This window comes from Psychrobacter pacificensis (assembly GCF_018336615.1).
In the GTDB taxonomy this organism is placed as follows: Bacteria; Pseudomonadota; Gammaproteobacteria; order Pseudomonadales; family Moraxellaceae; genus Psychrobacter; species Psychrobacter pacificensis.
This window is the reverse complement of the sequence record NZ_CP048752.1, coordinates 1,829,308-1,853,094: the sequence shown is the minus strand read 5'-3', so window position 1 is coordinate 1,853,094 and position 23,787 is coordinate 1,829,308. Positions and strand designations below refer to the sequence as shown.

At 44.6% G+C, this 23,787-nt stretch carries 18 protein-coding genes; 10 read left to right on the top strand and 8 right to left on the bottom strand.

The features are described 5' to 3' along the window. Positions 1-45: 45 nt before the first annotated feature. The 6 genes from gspL (at position 46) to purF (ending at position 6,156) form a co-directional block, all read left to right on the top strand. Entirely contained in the window at positions 46-1,341 is a 1,296-nt protein-coding gene (gspL, locus tag GYK50_RS07830; protein ID WP_212563640.1) for a type II secretion system protein GspL, read from the top strand. A 33-nt stretch (positions 1,342-1,374) separates the two neighbouring features. After that, the gene (gene gspM, locus GYK50_RS07825) at positions 1,375-1,944 is read left to right on the top strand and encodes a type II secretion system protein GspM (RefSeq protein WP_071001383.1); all 570 of its coding nucleotides are present in this window, start codon (positions 1,375-1,377) and stop codon (positions 1,942-1,944) included. Between the two features lie 281 nt (positions 1,945-2,225). Beyond that, positions 2,226-2,627, top strand: a complete 402-nt coding sequence (locus GYK50_RS07820; RefSeq protein ID WP_093070974.1) for a DUF4870 family protein — start codon at positions 2,226-2,228, stop codon at positions 2,625-2,627. A gap of 224 nt (positions 2,628-2,851) precedes the next feature. Next, positions 2,852-3,886 carry a quinone-dependent dihydroorotate dehydrogenase gene (locus GYK50_RS07815; protein ID WP_058024983.1) on the top strand — a complete coding sequence of 345 codons (1,035 nt, stop codon included), beginning with the start codon at positions 2,852-2,854 and terminating at the stop codon, positions 3,884-3,886. Positions 3,887-3,916: 30 nt separating this feature from the next. Next, positions 3,917-4,414 (top strand): CvpA family protein, encoded by a 498-nt coding sequence (locus GYK50_RS07810; protein WP_212563639.1) that lies wholly within the window; start codon positions 3,917-3,919, stop codon positions 4,412-4,414. A 206-nt stretch (positions 4,415-4,620) separates the two neighbouring features. Continuing rightward, positions 4,621-6,156, top strand: a complete 1,536-nt coding sequence (gene purF, locus GYK50_RS07805) for an amidophosphoribosyltransferase (RefSeq protein ID WP_058024985.1) — start codon at positions 4,621-4,623, stop codon at positions 6,154-6,156. Between the two features lie 122 nt (positions 6,157-6,278). On the opposite strand, the gene GYK50_RS07800 is transcribed toward purF, so the two are convergent. The 6 genes from GYK50_RS07800 to yajC form a co-directional block, all read right to left on the bottom strand. Beyond that, positions 6,279-6,638 (bottom strand): AzlD domain-containing protein, encoded by a 360-nt coding sequence (locus GYK50_RS07800; RefSeq protein ID WP_071001385.1) that lies wholly within the window; start codon positions 6,636-6,638, stop codon positions 6,279-6,281. After that, positions 6,628-7,359, bottom strand: a complete 732-nt coding sequence (locus GYK50_RS07795) for an AzlC family ABC transporter permease (protein ID WP_071001386.1) — start codon at positions 7,357-7,359, stop codon at positions 6,628-6,630. The genes GYK50_RS07800 and GYK50_RS07795 overlap by 11 nt, the downstream gene beginning before the upstream one ends. Before the next feature lie 141 nt (positions 7,360-7,500). After that, a complete protein-coding gene (locus GYK50_RS07790; protein ID WP_071001387.1) occupies positions 7,501-8,910 on the bottom strand; it encodes an MATE family efflux transporter in 1,410 nt (469 codons plus the stop codon). A gap of 234 nt (positions 8,911-9,144) precedes the next feature. Continuing rightward, complete coding sequence (gene secF / locus GYK50_RS07785; RefSeq protein WP_071001388.1) at positions 9,145-10,407, bottom strand: protein translocase subunit SecF; 1,263 nt, start codon at positions 10,405-10,407, stop codon at positions 9,145-9,147. 9 nt (positions 10,408-10,416) lie between these two features. Continuing rightward, positions 10,417-12,294 carry a protein translocase subunit SecD gene (gene secD, locus GYK50_RS07780; RefSeq protein WP_212563638.1) on the bottom strand — a complete coding sequence of 626 codons (1,878 nt, stop codon included), beginning with the start codon at positions 12,292-12,294 and terminating at the stop codon, positions 10,417-10,419. Positions 12,295-12,701: 407 nt separating this feature from the next. Then, positions 12,702-13,031, bottom strand: a complete 330-nt coding sequence (gene yajC / locus GYK50_RS07775) for a preprotein translocase subunit YajC (protein ID WP_071001390.1) — start codon at positions 13,029-13,031, stop codon at positions 12,702-12,704. Between the two features lie 499 nt (positions 13,032-13,530). Here yajC and GYK50_RS07770 point away from each other — a divergent pair, with 499 nt between their 5' ends. From GYK50_RS07770 to GYK50_RS07760, 3 genes are all read left to right on the top strand, one after another. Next, positions 13,531-14,826: a CNNM domain-containing protein gene (locus GYK50_RS07770; protein ID WP_083328794.1), complete on the top strand. Its 1,296-nt coding sequence runs from the start codon at positions 13,531-13,533 to the stop codon at positions 14,824-14,826. A 274-nt stretch (positions 14,827-15,100) separates the two neighbouring features. Then, positions 15,101-15,595, top strand: a complete 495-nt coding sequence (locus GYK50_RS07765; RefSeq protein WP_071001391.1) for a nuclear transport factor 2 family protein — start codon at positions 15,101-15,103, stop codon at positions 15,593-15,595. Positions 15,596-15,740: 145 nt separating this feature from the next. After that, positions 15,741-18,746, top strand: a complete 3,006-nt coding sequence (locus GYK50_RS07760) for a LysM peptidoglycan-binding domain-containing protein (protein WP_212563637.1) — start codon at positions 15,741-15,743, stop codon at positions 18,744-18,746. A gap of 145 nt (positions 18,747-18,891) precedes the next feature. Here the strand turns inward: GYK50_RS07760 and GYK50_RS07755 are convergent, their stop codons facing one another. Beyond that, a complete protein-coding gene (locus GYK50_RS07755; protein ID WP_093070949.1) occupies positions 18,892-20,097 on the bottom strand; it encodes a transglycosylase SLT domain-containing protein in 1,206 nt (401 codons plus the stop codon). A 1,008-nt stretch (positions 20,098-21,105) separates the two neighbouring features. Further along, positions 21,106-21,942 (bottom strand): Nif3-like dinuclear metal center hexameric protein, encoded by an 837-nt coding sequence (locus GYK50_RS07750; protein WP_212563636.1) that lies wholly within the window; start codon positions 21,940-21,942, stop codon positions 21,106-21,108. Positions 21,943-22,333: 391 nt separating this feature from the next. Between GYK50_RS07750 and GYK50_RS07745 the strand changes: the two genes are divergently transcribed. Continuing rightward, a complete protein-coding gene (locus GYK50_RS07745; protein WP_212563635.1) occupies positions 22,334-23,665 on the top strand; it encodes a S1C family serine protease in 1,332 nt (443 codons plus the stop codon). The last annotated feature ends 122 nt before the right edge of the window (positions 23,666-23,787 follow it).

The following is a 23,787-nucleotide window of genomic DNA, read 5'->3' as shown; positions in this document are numbered from 1 at the left end:
ATCACAGTACTTTTATAACCGCAGCAATAATCGAGGACACGTTTAGTGTTACATGTTTGGTTACGAGCGCAGCATAGCCCGCTAGCTGTCTGGCGCGAAGATGTACAGCAATGGCAGACGGTTGATGGTTGGCAACAGTTACAAACTATCTATGGTCATCATAAATCGAATGGCCAAAAGGCAATTTGTTTATATTTCCCCTCAAGTCATGTATTGCAAGTAGACACAGCGCTTAACAATGCTCAGCTCAAGCAGCTGGGTAATAGTGGTAAGCAGTATTTGTTTGAAGAAACCTCCCTAACGCCAGTTGAGCAATTGGTTATTCGTCAGTTGAGCCATGCTGATACGACGCAGCTGTACGCATTGGCACAAAGCGATATTGAGGCATGGCAGCAAAGTGCTCAGCTCGTGGGTATGAATATAGTGGCACTACTGCCAGATTTCCTATTACTGCCACCGCCAGAAGAAGGTGCAGGTCAGCAAGTGACATTATATCAAGACGAGCAGACTCTGCTATTGCGCCAATCATTGCGCCAAGGTATGGCTGTCAGCTATTTGCCGTTGATCTTTGAGCGCTTTCCGCATTTAAGCGAAGTGATGTTGCTGACTTCTATTGAAGCCAATAGCCTTGCTATCAGTGATTCAGCCACTAATGAAATGGATAGTATGGGTATCAATGATATCCCAGCAGCATCAGCGACTACCAGTTCTATGGCACAAACTAAAGCGCTGATCGCTGATCACCAGCTGTTATTAACGAGCTTGCCCACGACACCAGCGCCCATTGACAACCCAGAACGTCATGCGCTGAACTTCTTTATCAAATCAACCGACTCACAGTTATCACCGTATTTACGGGTAGCAATGATGGTTGCGTTATCGGCCTTAGTGCTACAGATGGCAACCGATGGGGTGCAGTGGTACCAGTATAATGAGGCAACAGCTGCCACCAAGACTGAAATAGCAGCGCAATATCAATCTTGGTTCACTGATGAGCCCCTCAGCACTCGAACCAAGCTCCAAGTACAATTACAGCCAAAACTGCTTAGCGACAGCCAGGCACCTGCATCACACATGGCAGCGCTGTCAAAGATATCACCCTTAATCAAACAATCTTCACTGCGTGCGCAGACGCTAGTGATGCAGCCATCTGCACTCAGTTTTACGCTCATTGCACCTGATCGTGGCAGTTTGGATCAATTCACGAGCACGCTAATAGCGCAAGGTTTGAATGCCAAGCTTGCGCAAGTGAGTAGTAATGATCAAGGTCAATTTAGTGCTCAGGTCACTGTGGATGTGGTGGAAAACAGCGATACGGCGAACACTCCGGCAGCATCATAATTCATCAGTGTATTGGTAAGAAAAGGTCAAAACATGAAACAATTACAGCGCCGTACCAAACGCAGTGCAGCTGTCTCTGCAACCAATACTAAGGCGCACGCATTCTCTGAGCGTATGAGCAGTTACCAAAATATGCTATCAACGCGCTGGCAAGCATTACCACCACGCGATCAGCTAGCGTTAGCTATATTATCCGTATTTTTGTTGGTGTTTATCGGCGGTTATGGTGGTTATAGCATTCATCAAGCGGCAAAAGAGAGCGAAAATGATTATCAGGAACAAGTGGCTGATTATTTTTGGTTGCGGGCGCAAGCAGGTAATATCGATAGTAATGCATTAAGTGCTGGCAATAACGCTAATGGAGAGGCTGACATGCCGCCTGCCAATCGAATTAGTGCGCTGCTAAATACCACAGGAATTACAGATGCTCAGGTCGTTGCGGCTGGTGATTCGGTGCAGTTAAGCTTTATCCACCCCAGTCAAGCTGTCGTAAGTACCGCTCTTGGCAAGTTAGAGCAGCAAGGTTGGCAGTTCACGCAGTTATCCATGCAGCAAGACCTAACGAATAAATCTATCCAAGTGCAAGCCACTGTCACTTTATAACTCGATACTGTTTAGTGGCAGGTATGGTCTTAATAGTAGAATATGAGTAACAGAACATGATATGTTCCAATCCAATTTATTAGTAACTCGTTTTTCAAATGGCATTTTGAGTTAGATGTCATTGAAAAGCCTTTTATCTGTCACCATTAAATGTTTATTAGCCACTGCTAACGATAGATATTTAGCGTAAAGCACTTTCTTCATAACGATACTGATGAGCATAGTTTTCAGCAGACAAGATTACTGACCAGCAAGGACAACGCAAACCAATGAGTGACAGTATGAGCAACGATAAGCGCCGTTCTTTAACCATTTACAATCACATCACTTATTTCTTATATGTGATTAGCTATTTTACCGCTGGTCTGCTGTGGATCGTGCCGATTGTGATGAATTATGCTAAGCGTCACGATGCTGATGGTACATGGTTATCCACGCATTTTGATTGGCAAATCAAAACGTTTTGGTACAGTATCGTTTGGTTTATTATTGGTATTGTCATCACAGTTTTTGCTTTAGGTGGTTTTGGTGTGAGTATGCTAGCTGATAGTGGCAATATTGCTATTGGTTCGACGTTACTGGCTGGCTTTGGTCTGTTGATTGTGACATTCACCTTTATCTGGCATTTATATCGAATTATACGTGGTTGGATTGCACTCACTGACGGTCGCCCAGTACCTTGATATAATATACTAGTTGTCTTTCGCTGTTGATTCAGCTGAGCTTAAAAGACAGTGAATTATTATGGCTATTTAATAAATGCTTATATGCGCTGACGGCGGGTTAAATGTGGAAATTTACCGTGTGAAACTTTGCGCTTGTTTCTGTTAAGCTGATATAATCGCTCCGCCTGATTTCATTCATATTCTTTATCCACTATTTCTTTCGAGCAGGGTTTGCCATCACTATGTCTTATGCCTTACTTCGTCCTTTTTTGTTTAATATGGATCCCGAACACGCCCATGAGATGACGCTATCTTTATTGGATAAAGCACATAAAGCGCGTGTTTTAGGTTTGGCGTATGGTCAGTCGATGCAGCCTACTGACTGTATGGGATTACAGTTCTCTAATCCAGTGGGTCTTGCTGCAGGCTTGGACAAAAACGGTGACTACATTGACGCGCTAGCTGAGCTGGGTTTTGGTTTTATAGAAGTAGGTACGGTCACGCCAAGACCGCAAGCGGGTAACGATAGGCCAAGACTGTTTAGAATCAAGCAAGCAGACGCCATCATCAACCGTATGGGTTTTAATAATGAAGGCGTTGATTATCTGATTGACAATGTCAAACGCTGCAAATACAAAGGCAATATCGGTATCAACATTGGTAAAAATGCCGACACGCCGGTAGAGCAAGCCGCAGACGATTATGTGTATTGCTTAGAGCGTGTCTATCCGCATGCCTCATATATTACGGTCAATATCTCATCGCCAAACACCAAAAACTTACGTGACTTGCAAAGTGGTGAGGCTCTGACCCAGCTGATGGATACGATTAAAAACCGTCACAGTCAGCTGGCGACTGAATATGGGTTTTATGTGCCATTGGTGCTCAAGGTTGCGCCTGATCTAGAGCCACTGCAAGTTGACTATATCTCACAGCAATTATTAGACTTTGAAATTGACGGTTTGATTGCAACCAATACGACACTGAGCCGTGTGGGTGTCGAAGACCTACGTGATGGTGATCAAATGGGCGGCTTGTCAGGTCGTCCGGTGAGCCACATTAGTACCCAGATTTTACAACAGTTCTCTGATCAGCTAGATGGTAAAGTTGCTTTGATAGGTGTGGGCGGTATCGATAGCGGTGCCAAAGCCGTCAAAAAAATCGAAGCAGGTGCAGACATGGTACAGCTCTATACAGGACTGATCTACAGAGGTCCTGGCTTAGTACAATCCTGTATTCAAGCAATCGGTGGCTATTATGATGCCATGGAAAGCTAGTCAAGTGAATAAAATGGTGAGGCGCAAGATATGAGCGTTCTAGATATTGTGATTGCTATTGTTGTCTTGATTGGTTTGTGGCGCGGCTTTCAAGTTGGCCTGATCAAAACTGCGGTTGGCTTAGTAGGCTGGTTTATCGCTCTTATCGCTGCGACTCGGCTCGCAGAATCGGTGTCGCCTCAATTATCTGGTATCGTGCAAAGCCCAGTGCTACAAATGGCGATGGCCTTTTTGCTGGTGGTGATTGTGATATTGGCAGTTATGCACTTGGTGGCTTTTGTATTCTCAGGTGTGCTCAAGACACTGCGTCTGGGCGTAGTCGATAAAATGGCGGGCGGGGTGCTTGGTGCTGCCAAAAATGTACTCATGGTATTGGTTGTGTTAAGTGTGACTGCGCCACTACTAGTACAAATGCCGCAATGGCAAACCTCAGTCCTTGCCCCTGAGCTGCTACCTTATGCACCTATGGGGAAAGCATTGGTATCAGATGTGTTGGGCATGGCTTGGGATCAAGTCAATCAGTCGTAATTTTCTGTTGTTCTAATTCTTTTTATACTTCTAAACGTTTGCATGTGTTACTGATCATCGAAAACAGATGATCAAAAATTATCATGAAGTTTCTTGCAAAATCATCAGGTTAGCGGTGGACGACAGTGCGTGATTTTAGCCACATACTGTCAGCAGTTTTGCCGTTATTGTCGTACTAATGTATGAGTTAAATAGGATATAGCTATATGTGTGGAGTCATTGGAGTTGCAGCTCATGAGCCAGTCAATCAGATACTTTATGACGGTTTAACGATGCTACAGCATCGCGGGCAAGATGCAGCGGGTATTGTTACTTTGCAAGATGGTCGACTTTACCTACGTAAAGAAAACGGTATGGTACGTGACGTATTTATGAATCGTCACATGATGAAATTGGTCGGTAAGTTTGGTATCGGTCACGTTCGTTACCCAACTGCTGGTACTTCTAGTAGCGCTGAAGCCCAGCCATTTTATGTTAACTCACCTTATGGTATCACGCTTGCGCACAATGGAAACTTGACCAATGCTGAGAGTTTGGCCAAATCTTTATATATCGAAGATCGTCGCCACCTCAATACCGATTCAGATTCTGAAGTGCTGCTGAACGTACTCGCACATGAGATGCAAAATCTAGGTAAGACGCATCCAACAGCCGATGACATCTTTGAAGCGGTAAAAGCCGTTTATAGACGCTGTGAAGGGGCTTATGGCGTTGTGGCCTTGATTACTGGTCATGGATTACTAGCGTTCCGCGATCCAAACGGTATCCGTCCGCTTATCTTTGGTAAGCGCATGGCAGAAAACGGCGGCACCGAATATATGGTCGCCTCTGAATCAGTCGCATTGACAGGTTCTGGCTTCACTATCGTTCGTGATGTAAAACCAGGCGAAGCTATTTTTATTGATTTGAACCATAAGCTACATACGCATCAATGCGTAGCGCCAAAAGAATACACGCCTTGTATCTTTGAATATGTGTACTTTGCCCGTCCAGATTCTATTATGGATAATATCTCAGTTTATAAATCACGCCTACGTATGGGTGAAAAATTGGCTGACAAAATCCTTGCAGAGTGGGGCGAAGATCATGACATTGACGTGGTCATCCCGATTCCAGATACGTCACGTACCTCAGCGATGGAGCTAGCGCTAAAAATGAACGTCAAGTACCGTGAAGGGTTTATGAAAAACCGCTATATCGGTCGTACGTTTATCATGCCAGGTCAACAGCAGCGCAAAAAGTCCGTTCGTCAAAAGCTAAGCGCGGTGCCGTTAGAGTTTAAAGGCAAAAACGTACTATTGGTTGATGATTCAATCGTTCGTGGTACGACGTGTCATGAAATTATTCAAATGGCGCGTGATGCAGGTGCTAATAAAGTGTTTTTTGCGAGTGCCGCGCCACCAGTCAAGTTTCCAAACGTATACGGCATTGACATGCCAGTGCGTACCGAGCTGATTGCTTCAGGCAACAGTGTTGAGGAAGTACGTGAGATCATTGGTGCTGACCGTCTGATCTTCCAAGACCTAGATGATTTGATCGATGCCGTCAAGGATACCAAGCACAGCAGAGTCGAAGGGTTTGATTGTGCTGTATTTAATGGCTGCTACATTACTGGCCAGATCAATGAAGCGTATCTTGACCATCTGCAAGAGCAGCGTAATGATACGGCCAAAACTGGCAAGAAAGGCGTGCAGATAGTGGCTGATACCCCAGTCGATATGATGGGTGTTGAAGAGCTTTAAGCCAGATAGTAATAAATATATTGCTTGAAAATAAAAAGCTGGATTCTATTAAGAGTCCAGCTTTTTTTTGCCAAAAATACCAGTAAAATCAATATTGGATGTTGGTATAAGATAGGCTGCTGTCAGATCAAAAAATTGGTAAATATCCAGACAAAACCATTGATCGCGGCAATACCAACGATCATGCTGACCAAGAGCTGGCGGCTAATATGATAAATAAAAAGTACCAGTATAAGTGCGCAAACCTGTGCCATCAATAGATGTAGCTCAGGATCACTCAAGGCAATGTCTACTGGCAGGTTTTGATAAGACAGACTGGTTAAGATAAGTAGCACCATCACTGACAACGGTAAGCTCTCATTCAGTCGATGTAGCCAAGGCGTATCTAAAACTTTTCTAGGGATTAATGCTGGTAACGCACGAGTGATGAACGTCACTGCCGCCATCGCAAGCGTCGCAAAAATAAGATAACTACTGGTCATAAGATTCTCCTATTTCATGACGCTGCATCCAAAATCCACGTACCAAAATCATCAACATACAGATAGTGATAGCCACCAACAATAACCAATCGCTAGTGAATAAAGACGCGACAATCAAGCCAATTACAGCGATGCCAATGGGGAAATAACGTTTAATACTTTGGAATTGCTCATAAGCCAAAATTGCAAACAGACAAACCAAGGCAAAATCCAAATGTGGAATTAAGTCACTAAGCGTACTTCCAATTATCACGCCGATGGCACTCGCGAGTACCCACCAGCTTTGGTTAAATAAGCTAATAGGGAGTATGAGTGCTTGTCGTGCCTCGTTTGGCAAACTGGTCATGACTGAAAAGGTCTCGTCAGTCAGGGCAAATAAGCAATACGTTTTTGCCAGTTTATGTTTTGGTAGATATTGCAATAGTGGTATACCATAAAACACGTGGCGTAAATTAATGGCGGCGATATTGGTCGCGATATTACCGATCGGCAGACCAGCGCTTAGCATTGGCAAACAAGCATATTGAGCCGCTCCAGCATAGAGCACAATGCTGAGCATAACCGTTGCCCATACAGGAATACCAGCAACTTGTGCCAGTACACCAAAGGCAATACCAGCAGGCAGATATCCCATGGCAACGGGCAAGCTTTTTTTGAAGCCCTCAGCCCAATCGTGAGTGCGTTCTTGTTGATGACTGAGTTCGTTTGAATGAGTGGTCACATGGCATCCTAAATTTTCTTACACTGTTTTTATAAACGGATTGTTTTACACTTAAAAATAAACACTGTATTGCGTCAAAACGGTATGTGATGGCTGTATGATAAATGACTGCGTGATCATTGGCTGTACAATAAAAAGTGTTTAAGCCTCTGGCTGTAGCCTCTCATAACTACCTGATTGATGAGCACGGTACAAAAATCCGCCTAAGATAATTAGCCTCAATAGCAGTAAGCACCATACACTCAGCCAAATACCGGTCATATCCCATTGCTGATAAAGCAGCCAGCTCAACGGAAAGAAAATAGCAGCTAGTATCAGGGCAGCATTACGAATCACATTGCCTGCTGTCAAACCAAAAAATATACCATCTAACCAGTAGGCTCCAACACCCACGAGGGGTAACAATACGGCATATAGGTGGTACTCATAGGCGAGGGCAAACACCGATTCAATATTGGTCATAAAATCTAGATAACTTGGCATTGCAAGCCACCAGATAGCGCTCAGCAGGATTGCTAGGCTATAACTGACAATGCCCGTGCGTTTTATGATCATCAAAAAACGTGGCCAGTCACGCCGACCAGCAGCTTGCCCACTTAACGTCTCAGCAGAGACAGCAACGCCATCAAGTGCAAAAGCTGAGATGCTCAATACCTGTAGTAAAATGGCATTGGCGGCCAATATCACATCGCCACTTTGAGCCGATAGCCGAGTAATCCAAGCAAAACTGAGCGTTAAAATAAGAGTACGGACAAAAATATCTTTATTTAAAGAAAATAGCCTAAGCATTTTATTTTTTGTAAAATGCTGCTTATCTGCTCTGAGTAAAGCTGTCCATGATACCTTTAAATGATGGCGGCTTAGTGATAACGCTAGTAACACACCTAACCAAAACGCAATGGTCGTACCCAATGCCACACCAACCAAGCCCATATTCATAATGAACACAAAAAATAAAGTCAGCACGATATTGATCAGAGCAATAAATCCCTGCTGATACAGCATATATCGTGTCTTGCCTTGCCCTGCAAACCAACCTATAAAGGCAAAGTTCATCAGCTCAGCGATCACTCCCCAAAATCGCACATCCAAATAGATTTTTGCAGCGCGACCACTTTCAGGATTGGCTGATAACACTTGTAACCCAACATCGATCAGCCACGGTTTGGCCAGTAGCAAAACTGCGCCGATTAAGAAGGCTAATAACAACGCGCGCTGTAAAATAGACAGTAACGGTGACGCTGTTGTCGCAGTGCGCCCATTGTTATCAGTATGATTGGCCAGTTGTCCTAAAGCTTGCGCGGATAAACCAGAGGAGGCGTATTGTAAAAAGTTAAAGCTAACGAGCAACAAGGACAACAGCTGTATTGCCAAACCCATGCCAGCCAGTTTGGCCGTCTCATTCATATTACCGACAATCGCTGTGTCGATCACACTTTGCAATGGCATGGCGAGATTGGCCAATAGGACAGGTAGGGCAATGGCAATGATACGCTTATAGCTGGTATCGATAGGCGGCATGACGTTGGATGCTGAGGTATTGGCTGGCATTGGTGGCTCGTTTATACTGAGGCGATAAAGAGGGCAATATATTATTTGGTTTTGGCAAAGCAGCAGTGCAACGCATTTGATAAGTGAGGCAAAATTGCTATAAAGACAAAAGCACCTAGACTCATTATTCATAAGTCAGGTGCTCTTGTCGAAACATTATTACTATTTCATCAGCGATAATACAAAGGCTAACCGTACGCTACATAAGTGTACTATGTCCTCTAATATACCTTACTAGACGTTGTCTTGCTCAAACATTTTTGGATCATTGAAGGTGACAATCTCTTCTTCAAACTCTGGCTTCACTTTTACGATAAAATCATCGCGTGATAGACCCATGCGTAATGGAATCGAGCTTGCAATATAGGTCGATGAGTAAGTACCTGCAAGTAGACCAATAAATAGCGCGACTGAGAACCAGTATAGCCCTTCACCGCCTAGGAACAACATGGCCAATACGACCAATAGGACTGTTGAGATGGTCATGATGGTACGGCGTAGGGTTTCGGTCAAAGACAAGTCAATCGTCTGCTCTGGGGTAATACCACGGACACGGCGGAAGTTTTCGCGGATACGGTCATAAACCACAATCGTATCGTTCAATGAATAACCAATCAACGCTAATACAGCAGCTAATACCGTTAAGTCAAAAGGGAAGCCAAATAGCGCAAATACACCAATGGTCACCACTGCATCATGAAATAGTGACAGCACAGCACCAAGCGACAATTTGAACTGGAATCGTAGCGCTACATAGCCCAGCATACAAACCAATGCCAACACCAATGCCATAACGGAGTTTAGATAAACCTCATTACCCACTTGGCTACCAATGATATTGACGTTACTGATAGTAGCGGTATTGTTAGGCAATGCTAATGCTTGAGTTAGGTCAGTATTCAGCCCATCCACATTATCAGACTGGGGCGGTAGTCGTACCAGTAGCTCTTCACGTGTACCGAGATATTGAACGACAGCATCATCAAAACCATTGTCTGCCAGTGCTTGTACAACAGCAACTTGCTCAACAGGCTGCTCATAACGCACGTCTGCTGAGACACCGCCCGTAAAATCAAGACCCAAGTTCAGACCGTTGACGGCAATAGCAATGATACTACCGATCACCATAAATAAAGATAGCAGCGCCATTGGCTTTTCTATCTTCATAAAGGGAATGATGCGCTGATTACCAACGGCTTTGATACCGCCCTCAGCCATGGCTGCGGCATCATCAGCCGCGTCACTTGCTGCTAGGTTAGGATCAACAGCAGTAGAGAGGGCTTGATTGTCTGTACCAGCTTGGCCTTTACCACCACGGCGGCCACTACTTTTGCCAGATTTGGTGGTAGTTGGGTTATTGGTTTTGGTATTGCTACCTTTGCCATCACGGCGTGGTTTTTTGCGGCGGCGGGTACTTGCAGTAGTCGCATCACCGTTCGAGCCATTTCGATCAGGATTATTCTGCTGTTCTAAAGGGTTATTATTTTCGATCGCCATAATGTTCTCCTAACCGATGCTCAGACTTTTGATGGATTTACGCTTACCATAAGCAATTTGTACCAGTGCACGCGTCACCAAAATAGCGGTAAACAGTGAGCTGACAATACCAATAGCTAGCGTAACCGCAAAGCCTTTAATCGGACCCGTACCAATCGCAAATAGGATAAACGCGACCAATAAGGTTGTGATGTTGGCATCAAAAATACTACTAAATGCCCGATCAAAACCTGCCACGATGGCAGATTTTGGCCGTACCCCATTGGCAATCTCTTCTCGTATCCGCTCAAAGATCAGTACGTTGGCATCAACCGCCATACCAATGGTCAAGACGATACCAGCAATACCAGGTAGCGTCAGTGACGAACCCAAAATTGACATAATCGCAATAATAATAATAACGTTCACCGCCAATGCCACGTTGGCAATCACACCAAATAGGCGATAGAAGATAATCATAAATACGAAGACTAATAAATAGCCGACCTGCGTAGAGAATAAGCCTTTATCAATGTTCTCTTGACCCAGCGATGGGCCAATGGTGCGTTCTTCTACAAAGTACATTGGTGCGGCAAGTGCACCTGAGCGCAGTAGTAGCGCAAGCTCAGCGGCCTCAGCTGTGCTATCAAGACCAGTAATACGGAATGATGAACCCAGTACTGCTTGAATATTGGCACGGTTAATGACCTTGGTTTCAGCATAAGGCGTACGTACTTCAGTTGTCTCACCAGTCGCTGGATCTTCTTCGTAAGTGATTCTTTGCTTGTTTTCAATGAACAATACAGCCATCTGCTTGCCGACAGCGGTGCGAGTGGCGTTTTGCATGAGCTTACCACCAGCACTGTCTAGCGTGATGCTCACTTCTGGCGAGCCGTTTTCGTCGACGCCTGTCTGTGCATTGGTCACTTTATCGCCCGTGACGATCGCTTGGCGATCTAGCAACACTGGTGGACCATCGAGTGTCTCAAATGGGAATGCTTCAGTACCTGCTGGAGGAATACCGCCTGTGTAGGTATCAGCGTCTTCTGCCACCATACGGAACTCAAGGTTGGCAGTACGTCCAAGGACACGTTTTGCTTCAGCAGTGTCTTGTACGCCTGGCAGCTCGACCACGATACGGCTAGAGCCTTGAGATTGTACCAATGCTTCAGTCACACCCAGCTCGGCAATACGGTTACGTAGCGTTGTTAAGTTTTGATTGACCGCGTAACTATTGATTTCGTCAAGCGTTGCGTCGTTATATGACAATACCAATGCAGGACCTTGGTTATCAATTGAAGATTGCAAGTTGAAGGTATTGCTCATCGAGCCTTGCAAAATGTTTTGCGCACGATTACGGGTATCTGTATCAGCAAAATGTAGTATAACGCCGCGGTCTTCGGTTTTTATACCTTTAATCGCCACTCGCTCAGCACGTAACTCGCGTCGCATATCACGACTGGCGCTGTTCAAGCGCTGTTCAAGCGCCTTGTCCATATCGACTTCTAGTACAAAACGTACACCACCGCGTAAATCAAGGCCAAGTTTCATCGGTCTGGCACCGATATCACGCAGCCACTGCGGGGTCGTTTGTGCTAAGTTGAGAGCGACCACATAGTCCTCACCCAAGTTTTGACGTAGTACTTCTTGCGCTTTTAGCTGATCGACTGGGTTGTTGAGACGTACCAGTGCACTGTTGCCCTCAAACGTACCATTATGATTCTCTAGACCTGCCTCTTCGAGTAAGCTTTGAGACTGGGTCAAGATACCTTCAGACAGTTGAGTCCCTGCTGCTGCGCTCGTAATCTGCACGGCAGGTTCGTCAGGGTATAAGTTAGGAGCAGCATATAGACCGGCAATGATGAGCACGACGGCAATAAGTAAGTATTTCCAAGCGGGATATTGCATAATCACTTCTTTAAGTTGATAAACGACTGGCGACGTGAGCCACAAGTTAGCAGATGGGAAGTTAGCGACAGCAATGGCTGACTGCTATATTTAGCAGGCTCCATTATTCATCAGGCTCCATTGCGATCATCCGCGGTGATAGTAAAACATAAAACAGTAAAGCAAATAATACAGACGTATCTTTACCCAGTCACCAAGAATATCATTGGTGAAACAGGCAAAGTCAATATATCTACAGGCTAGGCTAGCTTATATAACAGCCGTACCTTACTACCTTAATAGCGACTACCTTAATAGCGAAAAATGACCGTAAATGATATACGGTCATTATTTGGTCATTGCACCCAGTGGTGATACGACCATTAAATTACTACCGATAAAGCTCAGTAATAATTAAACGTTTTCGATTAAACGCTTTCGATTGTGCCAGCAGGCAATACTGAAATAACAGAAGCACGTTGCACTTTGACATCCGTGTTGTTATTTAAGCTCACAACTGCATAATCGCCTTCTATCGCTTTGATACGACCCATCAAACCACCAGCAAAGATGATTTCGTTGCCAACCGTCAATGCATTCACCATGGCACGGTGCTCTTTGGTACGCTTAGACTGCGGGCGAATGACCAAAAAGTAAAAAATGGCAAAAAAAGCAACAGGAAGTAAAATCTGACCGAATAGCGATCCAGCACCAGCGGCTTCTGGTGCAGCATGGGCAGCTTGAATAAATAAGCTCATAATGTCTCTCAGTGGTTCATAGATAATAATAAAATTAGACGCATAGTAACAAAAAATCCCAGACTTGGTAACTGTTAATCATAGGCTGAGCGTGTTTTTGTTGATGTAATGGCAGAGAATAAGCCGCCGGATAGCAGGATAATATTTTTGCTATATCAAATATATGATGCCAAAATGATCAATATCATATGCCATTGAGCCAAATAATATTGAGGCAATACCAAACAATAAAAGTCACCAAAAAATAAAAACTTAAAAATAGTGACTTATTGTGAAAAGATATCATCAATGCTACTATCAAATGGCAATGACTGCATGCATTTAGTATGCTATTTATCGAAGCACTATTTTAGCTTTGAGACGGTGTCTAAATCAGCATTGAGCCGTTATGACTATTGATCAGTAGATATCTGATATCACCTCGATAATGTATATGATTGGCTCGTTATATCATCTTCCTTTTTCTCTTTTTAGGTTACCCAACTTGTTCACCACTTTTATGTTTGTACCTCGTTTATGTCGTCCGCGTGCTCATCGTGAAGACGCATCTGCAGAGCCTCCCCCGAGAATGACGACTAGTTCTCGATTTGGTTATACCTTCTTTGCCGTGCTTTGTGCGTTGGCGCTGATGTTGCCGCATTCTGTGTGGGCGGCGGGCGCTGCATCGCCAACCGCCGTGGCAGCCGCACCAACTGCCCTAAACGTGGGACTATTGATATTTTTTGTTGTCCTCGCTATTGGTGTCTCTTTTGCCTGCTCGTTGGCTGAGTCTGTTTTGCTGAGCATGACGCCATCGTTTATTGCAGATGTACAAGAAACCAATCCCAAAAAAGCGGATATGCTAAAGAGCCTAAAGGTCGACAATATCGATCAATCACTGGCAGCTATCTTGACCTTGAATACCGTTGCTCACACGTTGGGTTCTATCGGAGCGGGTGCCCAAGCCACCATTGTATTTGGTAGCGCATGGTTTGGATTGTTCTCAGCCATTATGACACTGGCTATTTTGTTCCTGTCTGAGATTATTCCAAAAACACTAGGCACTGTCTATTGGCGTCAGCTAAGTGGTATGGTGGCGTACTTTGTCCGCGGTATCATTATGATTTTATACCCACTTATTTGGGTATCAGAGCGTTTGACGAAGTTATTAGTACGCGGTAAAGAACCGCAAACGTTCAGCCGTCGTGAGTTTGCAGCCCTTGCTAGCATCGGTGAAGAATCGGGTCAAATCGATCCACTAGAGTCGCGCATCATTCGCAATCTACTAGCATTCGGCGCGATCAAAGTTGAAGACATCATGACGCCGCGCTCAGTGATGCTCGCATTTGAAGAAAACAAAACAGTGGCTGAGTTATTGGTTGATCGTCCAAAGCTCACGTTTTCTCGATTGCCCATTTATGATGGTGATCTAGATAACATTACTGGTTTTGTTTTAAAAACTGACATGCTATTGGCAAAAGTCAACCATGCCACGCACAAGCCTTTGACGCAGTTCAAAAGAGACATCACGTTTGTATTCTCTAAAATGAAACTGTTTGATCTGTTGGAGCTTATGCTAAAAAATCGTATTCATATCGCAATTACGGTTGGCGAATATGGTGAAGTCAAAGGGTTGGTCACATTAGAAGATGTCTTTGAGACATTGTTAGGTCTTGAGATTGTCGATGAAATAGATCGCGTGGAAGATATGCAGGCATTGGCTCGACAAATGATGGACAGACGCGTAGAGCGTTTGGGTATGAAACTCAGTGATGATGAGCAGTATGAAGACAGCAATAGCGAAAACAAATTTTAGCGTTATCGATTGAGTGCTATTGCTATTATCACGACTAAAGTTGTTGAAATCAGAGGATATAATAACCTTCGATTCAAAGAACGGCTTTTGTGAGCATCCTGTGCTTTTATATTCGCAATAATTACACAGGGTGTCACACGGCTGTGAGAATTTGATGATAGGCTCGGCATATGATATGAGTATACTTACTATATAAGTACATCAACAACACAAATGATAAAAGAGCGTTGATCGTCACTACGGCGCAAACGAAAAAATATCGCTAAGGATTATCATGAAAAAATTATTGGGAAGTAGGCTTTTGGCTTTATTGGTAAAGGGCGCCAGCGTCACTGCGATATTAGCAGTCGCCAGCACCATTAGTATCAATGCGCAAGCCGCTACGATGACCGAAGCGTTAGTGCAAAACTACGCAGCAGCGATGAAGTCATCCGCAAATAGCAAGAGTATTAATCAGGTCGCGCGTCTGGTATCTGACGATGCCTTGATTTCATTATCTAGAAAAGGTAAATCTACCAGCTTAGACAAAGATGCGTATCTAAAGCTGCTGCAAAACAGCTGGAATGATACGTCCAATTATCGCTACGATATCTCTGTAGATAACATTGTTATTACAGGAGATCAGGCAAAAGCCAATGTAACGACAAATGAGAGCTGGACGAAAGACGGTCAGCAAACATCATTTGTTACGACATCTCGTGTAACGCTGACGGTATCTACTGGTAACGCTGTATTATTACGTGCAGTATCACAAGTAGCTATTAACTAGATACTGGTCAATACAATCTATTAGATACTAATAAAAATGATTATTAGTGTCTTTTATATTAGGCTGGTCTTTACTTTACGTTGCATACTATACTATCTCTCAACTTTGTCTTATCACTTTCTGTCGTTAGGAAACTTCCAATATCATGTCTACTGTGCTATCAAAATCTCGCTCGTTTGTTGCGTTACCATTGACGCTTGCGGTATCAACTTTACTTATCAGTGCGTGTAGCAACACCTCAACAGTAAAAAACAAAGGTGCAACCAATAGCTCAGCTATTATTACTAAGCGTCCTGCTAATCAAGGGGCGACTACGAGCAGTGCAGATTACTCAACTGCGTTTTTGGATGCAGAGAGCTTGGATGAATTGGCAGATCTATTAGAAGCCACTGACATGACGATGGTGGAGGGCAACCAGCTTGCTATTCAGCAGTATGGTGATCTATGGAATCGTTTGCGTGCCGGCTACCGTATGAACGGTGGTAAGCCGATTTATAATCAGCGTATCGAAGGGCAAAAGAGTTGGTTTACCAGCAGACAAGACTATCTAAACCGTTTGACGGCGCGTGCCAGTCGCTACATTTACCATACGGTACGAGAGGCTGAGCGCCGCAACATTCCAACAGAGCTGGCGTTGTTACCAGTTATCGAAAGCTCGTACGATCCAAGTGGTACCAGTAGTGCAGCAGCGGCAGGCCTATGGCAGTTTATCCCAAGTACAGGTCGTATCTATGGTCTGAATCAGAGCAGCACCTATGATGGTCGCCGTGACGTTATCGAATCAACGCGCGCCGCTTATGACTTTTTGACCGCGCTACACAATCAGTTTGGTAGCTGGGAGCTGGCGCTAGCCGCCTACAACGCAGGACCTGGTCGTATCCAAAAAGCGATTGATGCCAATGCCGCACGTGGGCTACCAACAGACTACTGGTCACTACAACTACCAACTGAAACCATGAATTATGTGCCGCGCTTTTTGGCAGTAGCCGAAATCGTGGCCAAGCCTGAACAGTATGGCGTATATCTACCAGCTATCGCTAACCGTCAGCATTTCCGTAGTGTGCCGGTCAACTACGGTGTGAGCTTGTCTGAAGTATCACAGCTTACAGGCGTGAGTTATGATGAGTTAGAGCGACTCAACACGGCATTGACTTCAGGTCGTGTGGATTCCTCTGGTCCACAGCGCGTTATCATTCCTAACGATGTTAGCTTGAACGCTGATGCCAAACTGAGTCTATTGCGTGGTAATGGCACAAGCAATGTATTGGCTTTTAGCAATACAAGCACCCCAACTACAACGACACCAAGCTACAATAGCAAGCCATACACTTCATCGTCATTACCATCCAGCAGTAGCGCATTGGCTGATTATGCTGCCAGCGCAAGCGTACCTCAGCAAACAACGAGCTATATCTCACCGTCCGCTCAAACGACTAGCAGCTCTGTCTATAGCGGTAATGCCTCAGTACGTACTGAGCCGCCAATAACCAATGCAGAGACCAAAAAGATTAATGCTGAGCTCAAGAGCAGCAACAGTCTACCGACTACCTCAGCTCAGATTACTCAGAATAATACGATTGTCCAAGAGCCACCGCTTAGCAAAGAAGAGCGCGACTTCATTGCCCACCAAATCCGTAGCAATACCTCTGAGACCAACGTTATTAACGCGGATGGTAATATCAACCTGTCAGCCGTACAGACGCAGCAGTCTATCTTAGAAGCAAGCGGTGAAGAGAAAAAGCTGAGCTTTGCTAAAACGTCAGTTAGTAAACCAAAACCACAAGGCACGCGTACCACTTATACGGTCAAACGTGGCGATACGCTATCGAATATCGCAAGCCGTGCAGGGGTAAATTGGCGTGATATCGCAGAATGGAACCAAATAGATGCTAGTGCCAACTTACTATCTGGCAGCACGTTGTATCTATACAATGCCAAAACTATCGAGCCGCTAAGCGCTGCCAGTAACCCAGCCGCCAATCAGCCTGAAAGCTATGTTGTACAAGGTGGCGACACGCTTATTGGTACGGCCAACCGTTTTGGTTTATCGGTCACACAGCTTGCCAGCTACAATAACCTCAGTAGCCGTGCTGATCTGCTCAGAGGACAAAAGCTCTGGCTAGTACCTGGTAAGGTAAAAGCGCCCGCCACAACACCTGCGGCACCATCTACCAGACCAAGTAAATCAAGCACTGCGACTAAGAACTATAAAGTAAAACCGGGTGACGGTCTGATTGTATTAGCGCGTCAATTTAACGTATCGACAGACACGTTAGCTAGCCTGAACGGTATCAATAGCACAAGCTCACTTTATGTGGGTCAAACACTAAAAGTACCTGCTAGTGTTAATTTCGATGCAGCAAGCACCACAAGCTCTAGTAGTGCTAGTAATACAAGATCAGTAGCGACCACTAGTTATAAAGTAAAATCAGGTGATACCTTGATCGGTATTGCAAATAGCTTGGGTGTTAGTGCAGCAGAGATCGCTGCTGTAAACAGTAACTTTGATGCAAGAGCGCGCCTGCAACGTGGGCAAACGATTAAAGTACCGGTTTCAAAAGAGTTAGTTGATCGCCAACTGAATGATAAAGCCGTCAGCTATAAAGTAAAATCTGGTGATACGCTAACAGGTGTCGCCAAACGCTATAATATCGGCTTGAGCGATTTAGCTTCAGCAAATAACCTGAGCACGACGTCTAACTTGATATTAGGTCGTACTATTACTATTCCTGCGGGCGGTAGCGTGGCAAGCTCTTCGGCTTCTACAAGCTCTTCGGCTTCTAATAGTAGTCAAAGCAACAGTAATCAAAGCAGTAGCAGTCAGAGTAGTAGCAGCGGTAAAAAGCTAGGAAATACTGAAAATTACAAAGTCAAATCTGGCGATGGCTTGATTGCCTTAGCTCGTCAGTTTGGTATCTCTGTAGAGGATTTGGCAGCGACCAATGACTTGGCGACGAATGCCCAGCTACAGCGTGGACAAACCCTAAAAGTGCCAAAAGCGACGGTGAGCTACACGGTTGGCTCAGGCGATAGCTTGATTGGTTTAGCTCGTAAATATGGTGTATCAACCCAAGAATTGGCTGAGATGAATAATATCGCTGCTGATACTATGTTGCAACGTGGTCAGCGTCTGACGGTACCCAATCGTTAAGCAATAACGTATTATCGAATGATGTATATATAAATATCGCCCACATAAATGGTAACGCATAAAAAAGCTGCTCTATATAAGAGCAGCTTTTTTTACGTAAAAATTAGGTATCTTAAGATATCCGATATCTAATGGAGTCTATTAACTAGACAGTTTGAGTTTTGATAGACTCAAGATAACTTCTGATGTTGCTAACATAGTGCATTGCTTGGCCATAACGGCTGTTTGATGCTTTGTTGTCCGCCAAATACGCATAAACGTTCGCCCAGCTCTTGTCGTCAATGCCTTGGGCGCGTAATTTACGCTGAATGCTTTTCACCGCATTTGGACCCATGTTGTAAGCAGCAAGGGCAAACCAGACGCGATCAGTCTTGGGTACATCCGCGAACTCTGCTTTCATTTGCTCTAGATAACGAGCACCGCCGCCGATACTTTGATAAGGATCAACGCGATCTGACACGCCCATAGCCTTTGCAGTGTTATTGGTCAGCATCATAAGGCCGCGTACGCCAGTCGGAGATACCGCATTGGCATCAAGATGTGACTCTTGATAACCCATAGCAACCAACAATTCCCAATCATGATTGTAATTGCGCGCTTGCTCTTCAAACGAAGACTGATAATCAGGCAGTTTTTCTGTCAGTGTTTTTTGGAAATGATCCTGACTATAAGCGTCTTTTAGCAAATTCTGATTGTAGAACGCCGCTAGTTTCTGTGTGTTTTTTAGCTTGATGCTATCGCACAAGAAGTAACTGGCTTTTTTGGACAGTGGATCATTAGGTGAGCTGAACGTCCAACTGACTTTTGGATGCAGACCGTTTTTAGTCAAGCTTGAGTCGTAGCCACAGCTGACATTAACAGATGAGAGATTGAGCTGGCTTTTTAGTTTGGTACTAGCCGTGGTCAACGCCATATCAGCGTCACCTGATCTCAAGGCTTTGAGTGCAGCCTCTTCATTGGCATAGGCTTTTAGATTGATATCCACACCGAGCTCGTCTGCATAGGTGCGCACGAGATCAAAACCAAAGCCATGTTGGAAGCCATCAGTGGCAAAATAAGTACTATCACCTGGGACAGCGGCAATGGTCAAAGTGTTTTGCAGCATGACATTGGCATAGGCTGATACCTTTGTATTCATTGTCGTTAGGCTCTGTGCAGGCAAAGAGAGCAGAGCGATACTGGATACTTGTGCCAGCTTCTTGGTTCTGGCAAAACGACCCGACGCAGTAGGGGTAGATGAAACGATGTTACTTTTGGTGTTAAGTAGGCGTTTAGATGGACGTAGTAAATGAGAAATACGACGTTTGGCACCTTGCGCAGATCCTTTGACACGATAAGTAATACGTTGCATGGATGTCTCCTGATTTTAGCCATCCTTCTTACCGCAAAAACGCGTAAAAATACATGCACATCATTTGGCATATATCAATACAGCATTTCAGACGACATCATACTCTTGAATAAAATAAGTATCAGTCATCCTGCTTGATTATAGCGCCACTAGCATGCTCTCTCTAAGAGTTAGCGATGTGGATTTGTGGGTCAGCCCGCTATCGAAGTGTTACTCATATGCTTAAAGTAAAAGCATAAAACAGTCGTTTCAAAATCTGGACGCACGACTACGCGAAGGATGTAAATCAGATGATTCCTTCATCGATAACGCAATATGGCTAATGGCCAAACAACTATATATCAAACATAGGTAAGGTCATGAGTAAGTTATTGAGACAACGACATCAAGCAAAGCGGTGAGGTAATGATTGGCCATTGAGACCAATATATTCATCTGCTTTGGTGATGCTAACTTTAATAACTAACGACACCTTGAGTGATTAGTAATAAGGTGGCTAGCTGCTAAAGTTAATTGTCCAGCAATGAGGGCAAGCAGCTCAACCATATTTGATAGCTTATAAAATATGCTATCAAAAAGGTGGTGCAAAACTGTCATCGCGACACTACAAATAAAAACACGGTATAAATCAAATATCGAGTGTATACATCGTGTTTTAACTGGCGACGTTCAAAAATTTCATTGCTCATAAAGCATGATAAAGTTTCAAATAACCGCCAGCATTATTTTAGTGCCATAACCGGAAGCTGTAATAATGGGAAGTTTCATGACAAAACGTTCTTTCTTACAGGTGGTAATATGCGGATATCGCTTGCATTATTCAAGTAGAGTTAAGAAAAAAGCGATAAAACTTAACAATTGAGATATAAACGGTTAAATGTCGCTATATTATGGGCGTAATATTCACAAACTCATTAATGAGTTTTGCGATAATGGCTATAACAACGCCTATATTCTTTATTAATCGTCTCGAGTTCTGCCCTAATGATGGCCACTATATTGGCTATCTTATGCTGGATTTTTAATATCAACAAAGGTTACTGGCAGTCCATATTCTTGGGCGACTATCTCTCCTAACGCTTGAATACCACCGCGCTCTGTTGCGTGATGACCACAAGCAAAGTAATCGATACCCAGCTCACGAGCGATATGCGTGGTACGCTCAGAGATTTCACCAGAGATATAGGCGTCACAGCCCATTATGGCAGCCTGTTCGATCATATCTTGGGCGCCGCCTGTACAAATACCGACACGTTTGATCACTCTCTCGCTATTGGCAGTCGTTTTCGCATTATTATCAGCATAATGCTTATAATTAGCTGAAATATATAGTGGGGTACGACCGAGCGCTTGGGTAATCTTTGCGATCAGGCTATCAGCACTCTGCGGTGTGCAAGTGGCGATATTACCAACAGGGTGTGTTTCGTTGGGGTAGAGCGCGCCAGTAATGGTCATATCTAGTACGTCTGCCAGTTTGGCATTGTTACCAATCACGGGGTGTGCATCGAGCGGTAAATGATAGCCAATCATAGAGATGCCATGTTGCATCAATTTGCGGATACGTCGACCTTTCAGACCTGTGATAGGCGCAGGTTCGCCTTTCCAAAAGTAGCCATGATGCACCACAATCGCATCGGCATTGTCAGCGATAGCCGCATCAATCAGCGCCTCGCACGCCGTCACCCCTGTGACGATACGTTGTATTGGACGACCGCCATCTACTTGTAGGCCATTTGGCGCGTAGTCTTTGAACGCACTAGCAGATAGATACTCATCACAAAATTGCGTCAATGATTCTGCGCTGATGCTGTTGGTCGAAGGTTCAGTAGTCGTGTTTTGGCTCATTAGGTTTCCTTATTGTTATTGCCTTGCAGTAACGCAGTATTATTCAAATATAGTGCTTAAAAAAAGTTGTTTGAAGACAAAGACTCATAAAAGATAAATAATTGATCATTATCTATCGCAAATATCTGATAGCGATGATTTTAACATGGCACTGTAAAAGAGTAGACAAGATGGATAACTGAAATGGTACACGATACGTTACTATTTCACGGCATTGCGGTTATAATTTATAAATGTGAGTCTGCCTAGCTCTGGCTATTAATTGCCTAATCAAGCAATTACCTAGTCAAGCCATAATGGTTGAATAATCCAAGCCATGATGGTTGAATAATCGCAGTCTTCTCACCTTATTTCTCACTGTCCGTCTGCATTACATTTATAGAGGTTCTATATGTCGTCATCCCAGAACACCAATAACACCCGTAACAAGGTTTCTTTATTAAAATGGTTGCCTTGGGTCTTATTGCTGCTGGTGTTAGTAGCGTTTATCTGGTTGTTCACGAGTATGAAGTCATCATCGGAGGCCACGTGGGAGCCGCCGAGAACCCCGCCAGCCGAGCAGCAAGCGTCAGAGCCAGTTGCGGATACACCAGCGCCCATCTCTTCTTATCATAATGCAGTTGCGCGCGCGTCGCAGTCGGTCGTCAATATCTACACCACACAAACGATGACAGAGCATCCTTATATGGATGATCCCGTATTGCGCCGGTTTTTTGAATATCATGGTGGCCCATCACAAGAGCAGGGCAATACCAATCTAGGCTCTGGTGTGATCGTATCAGAAGATGGCTATATCGTGACCAATGCGCATGTCATCGAAAAAGCGGATGAGATCACGGTTGCATTTAACGATGGACGCAAGAGCCGCGCCAAAATCATCGGTACAGACCCTGATAGTGATCTAGCAGTGATTAAGGTTGATATGACAGGATTGACGCCGCTTGGTTTCCGCGAAGATCCTATTCGCGTGGGGGATCTGGCTTTGGCAATTGGTAATCCATTTGGGGTTGGTCAGACCGTGACGCAAGGGATTATCTCAGCGACTGGGCGTACTGGACTGGGCGTCAATAAGTTTGAAGACTTCATCCAGACGGATGCGGCGATTAACCCAGGTAACTCAGGTGGCGCTCTGGTCGATGCTCGTGGTGAGCTAGTCGGTATCAATACGGTGATATTCTCGCGCTCTGGTGGCTCGATGGGTATTGGCTTTGCGATTCCTACATCATTGGTCGAGCAAGTGATGAACGCGCTGATCAAAGATGGTCGCGTCAGTCGTGGTTGGCTCGGTATCGAAATCCAGTCACAGCTACGTGACCCAACGCAGCTTGAGACCTCAACGGGCGTGGAAGTGCTAAACGTCATCGAAGGCAGTCCTGCTGCCAAGAGTGGTTTGCGTGTTGGCGATATCATCCTAACCATCGATGGTGTCGAGATGACCGATGCCAATACCTTGATCCAATATGTCGCTCGTAAGCCACCAACGACAGAGCTGAATGCACAAATATTGCGCCAAGGCAAAAATGCTCAAGTAAAAATAATGCTAGAGGAGCGTCCCGCACAAGAGCCCATCGAGCGTCCTGTCGTACTACAGGGTGAGAGTATGGATGGGATGGGTGGCAGTATCCAAGGTGATGAGCAAGCACCGATGATGTCAGAGGCAGAGCGTGATCGCATGCGCGAAGAGCTAATGAAACTGTTTGAGCAAGACTCTTTAACACAATAAAGTGTATTGCTAAATTACACAAAAAAGCGCGCTCCTTATCTAAAGGAGCGCGCTTTTTTATTGAGTTAAATTTTATCAAAGCATAAAAGCTAATGTTCAGGCCAGTCTTTAGTCCTCACTAT

Coding starts and splice junctions, on each gene's coding strand:
- gspM (WP_071001383.1), top strand. CDS start 1,375: ATGAAACAATTACAGCGCCGTACCAAACGCAGTGCAGCTGTCTCTGCA.
- GYK50_RS07820 (WP_093070974.1), top strand. CDS start 2,226: ATGAGCAACGATAAGCGCCGTTCTTTAACCATTTACAATCACATCACT.
- GYK50_RS07815 (WP_058024983.1), top strand. CDS start 2,852: ATGTCTTATGCCTTACTTCGTCCTTTTTTGTTTAATATGGATCCCGAA.
- GYK50_RS07810 (WP_212563639.1), top strand. CDS start 3,917: ATGAGCGTTCTAGATATTGTGATTGCTATTGTTGTCTTGATTGGTTTG.
- purF (WP_058024985.1), top strand. CDS start 4,621: ATGTGTGGAGTCATTGGAGTTGCAGCTCATGAGCCAGTCAATCAGATA.
- GYK50_RS07800 (WP_071001385.1), bottom strand. CDS start 6,638: ATGACCAGTAGTTATCTTATTTTTGCGACGCTTGCGATGGCGGCAGTG.
- GYK50_RS07790 (WP_071001387.1), bottom strand. CDS start 8,910: ATGCCAGCCAATACCTCAGCATCCAACGTCATGCCGCCTATCGATACC.
- secF (WP_071001388.1), bottom strand. CDS start 10,407: ATGGCGATCGAAAATAATAACCCTTTAGAACAGCAGAATAATCCTGAT.
- secD (WP_212563638.1), bottom strand. CDS start 12,294: ATGCAATATCCCGCTTGGAAATACTTACTTATTGCCGTCGTGCTCATC.
- yajC (WP_071001390.1), bottom strand. CDS start 13,031: ATGAGCTTATTTATTCAAGCTGCCCATGCTGCACCAGAAGCCGCTGGT.
- GYK50_RS07770 (WP_083328794.1), top strand. CDS start 13,531: ATGTTTGTACCTCGTTTATGTCGTCCGCGTGCTCATCGTGAAGACGCA.
- GYK50_RS07765 (WP_071001391.1), top strand. CDS start 15,101: ATGAAAAAATTATTGGGAAGTAGGCTTTTGGCTTTATTGGTAAAGGGC.
- GYK50_RS07760 (WP_212563637.1), top strand. CDS start 15,741: ATGTCTACTGTGCTATCAAAATCTCGCTCGTTTGTTGCGTTACCATTG.
- GYK50_RS07755 (WP_093070949.1), bottom strand. CDS start 20,097: ATGCAACGTATTACTTATCGTGTCAAAGGATCTGCGCAAGGTGCCAAA.
- GYK50_RS07750 (WP_212563636.1), bottom strand. CDS start 21,942: ATGAGCCAAAACACGACTACTGAACCTTCGACCAACAGCATCAGCGCA.
- GYK50_RS07745 (WP_212563635.1), top strand. CDS start 22,334: ATGTCGTCATCCCAGAACACCAATAACACCCGTAACAAGGTTTCTTTA.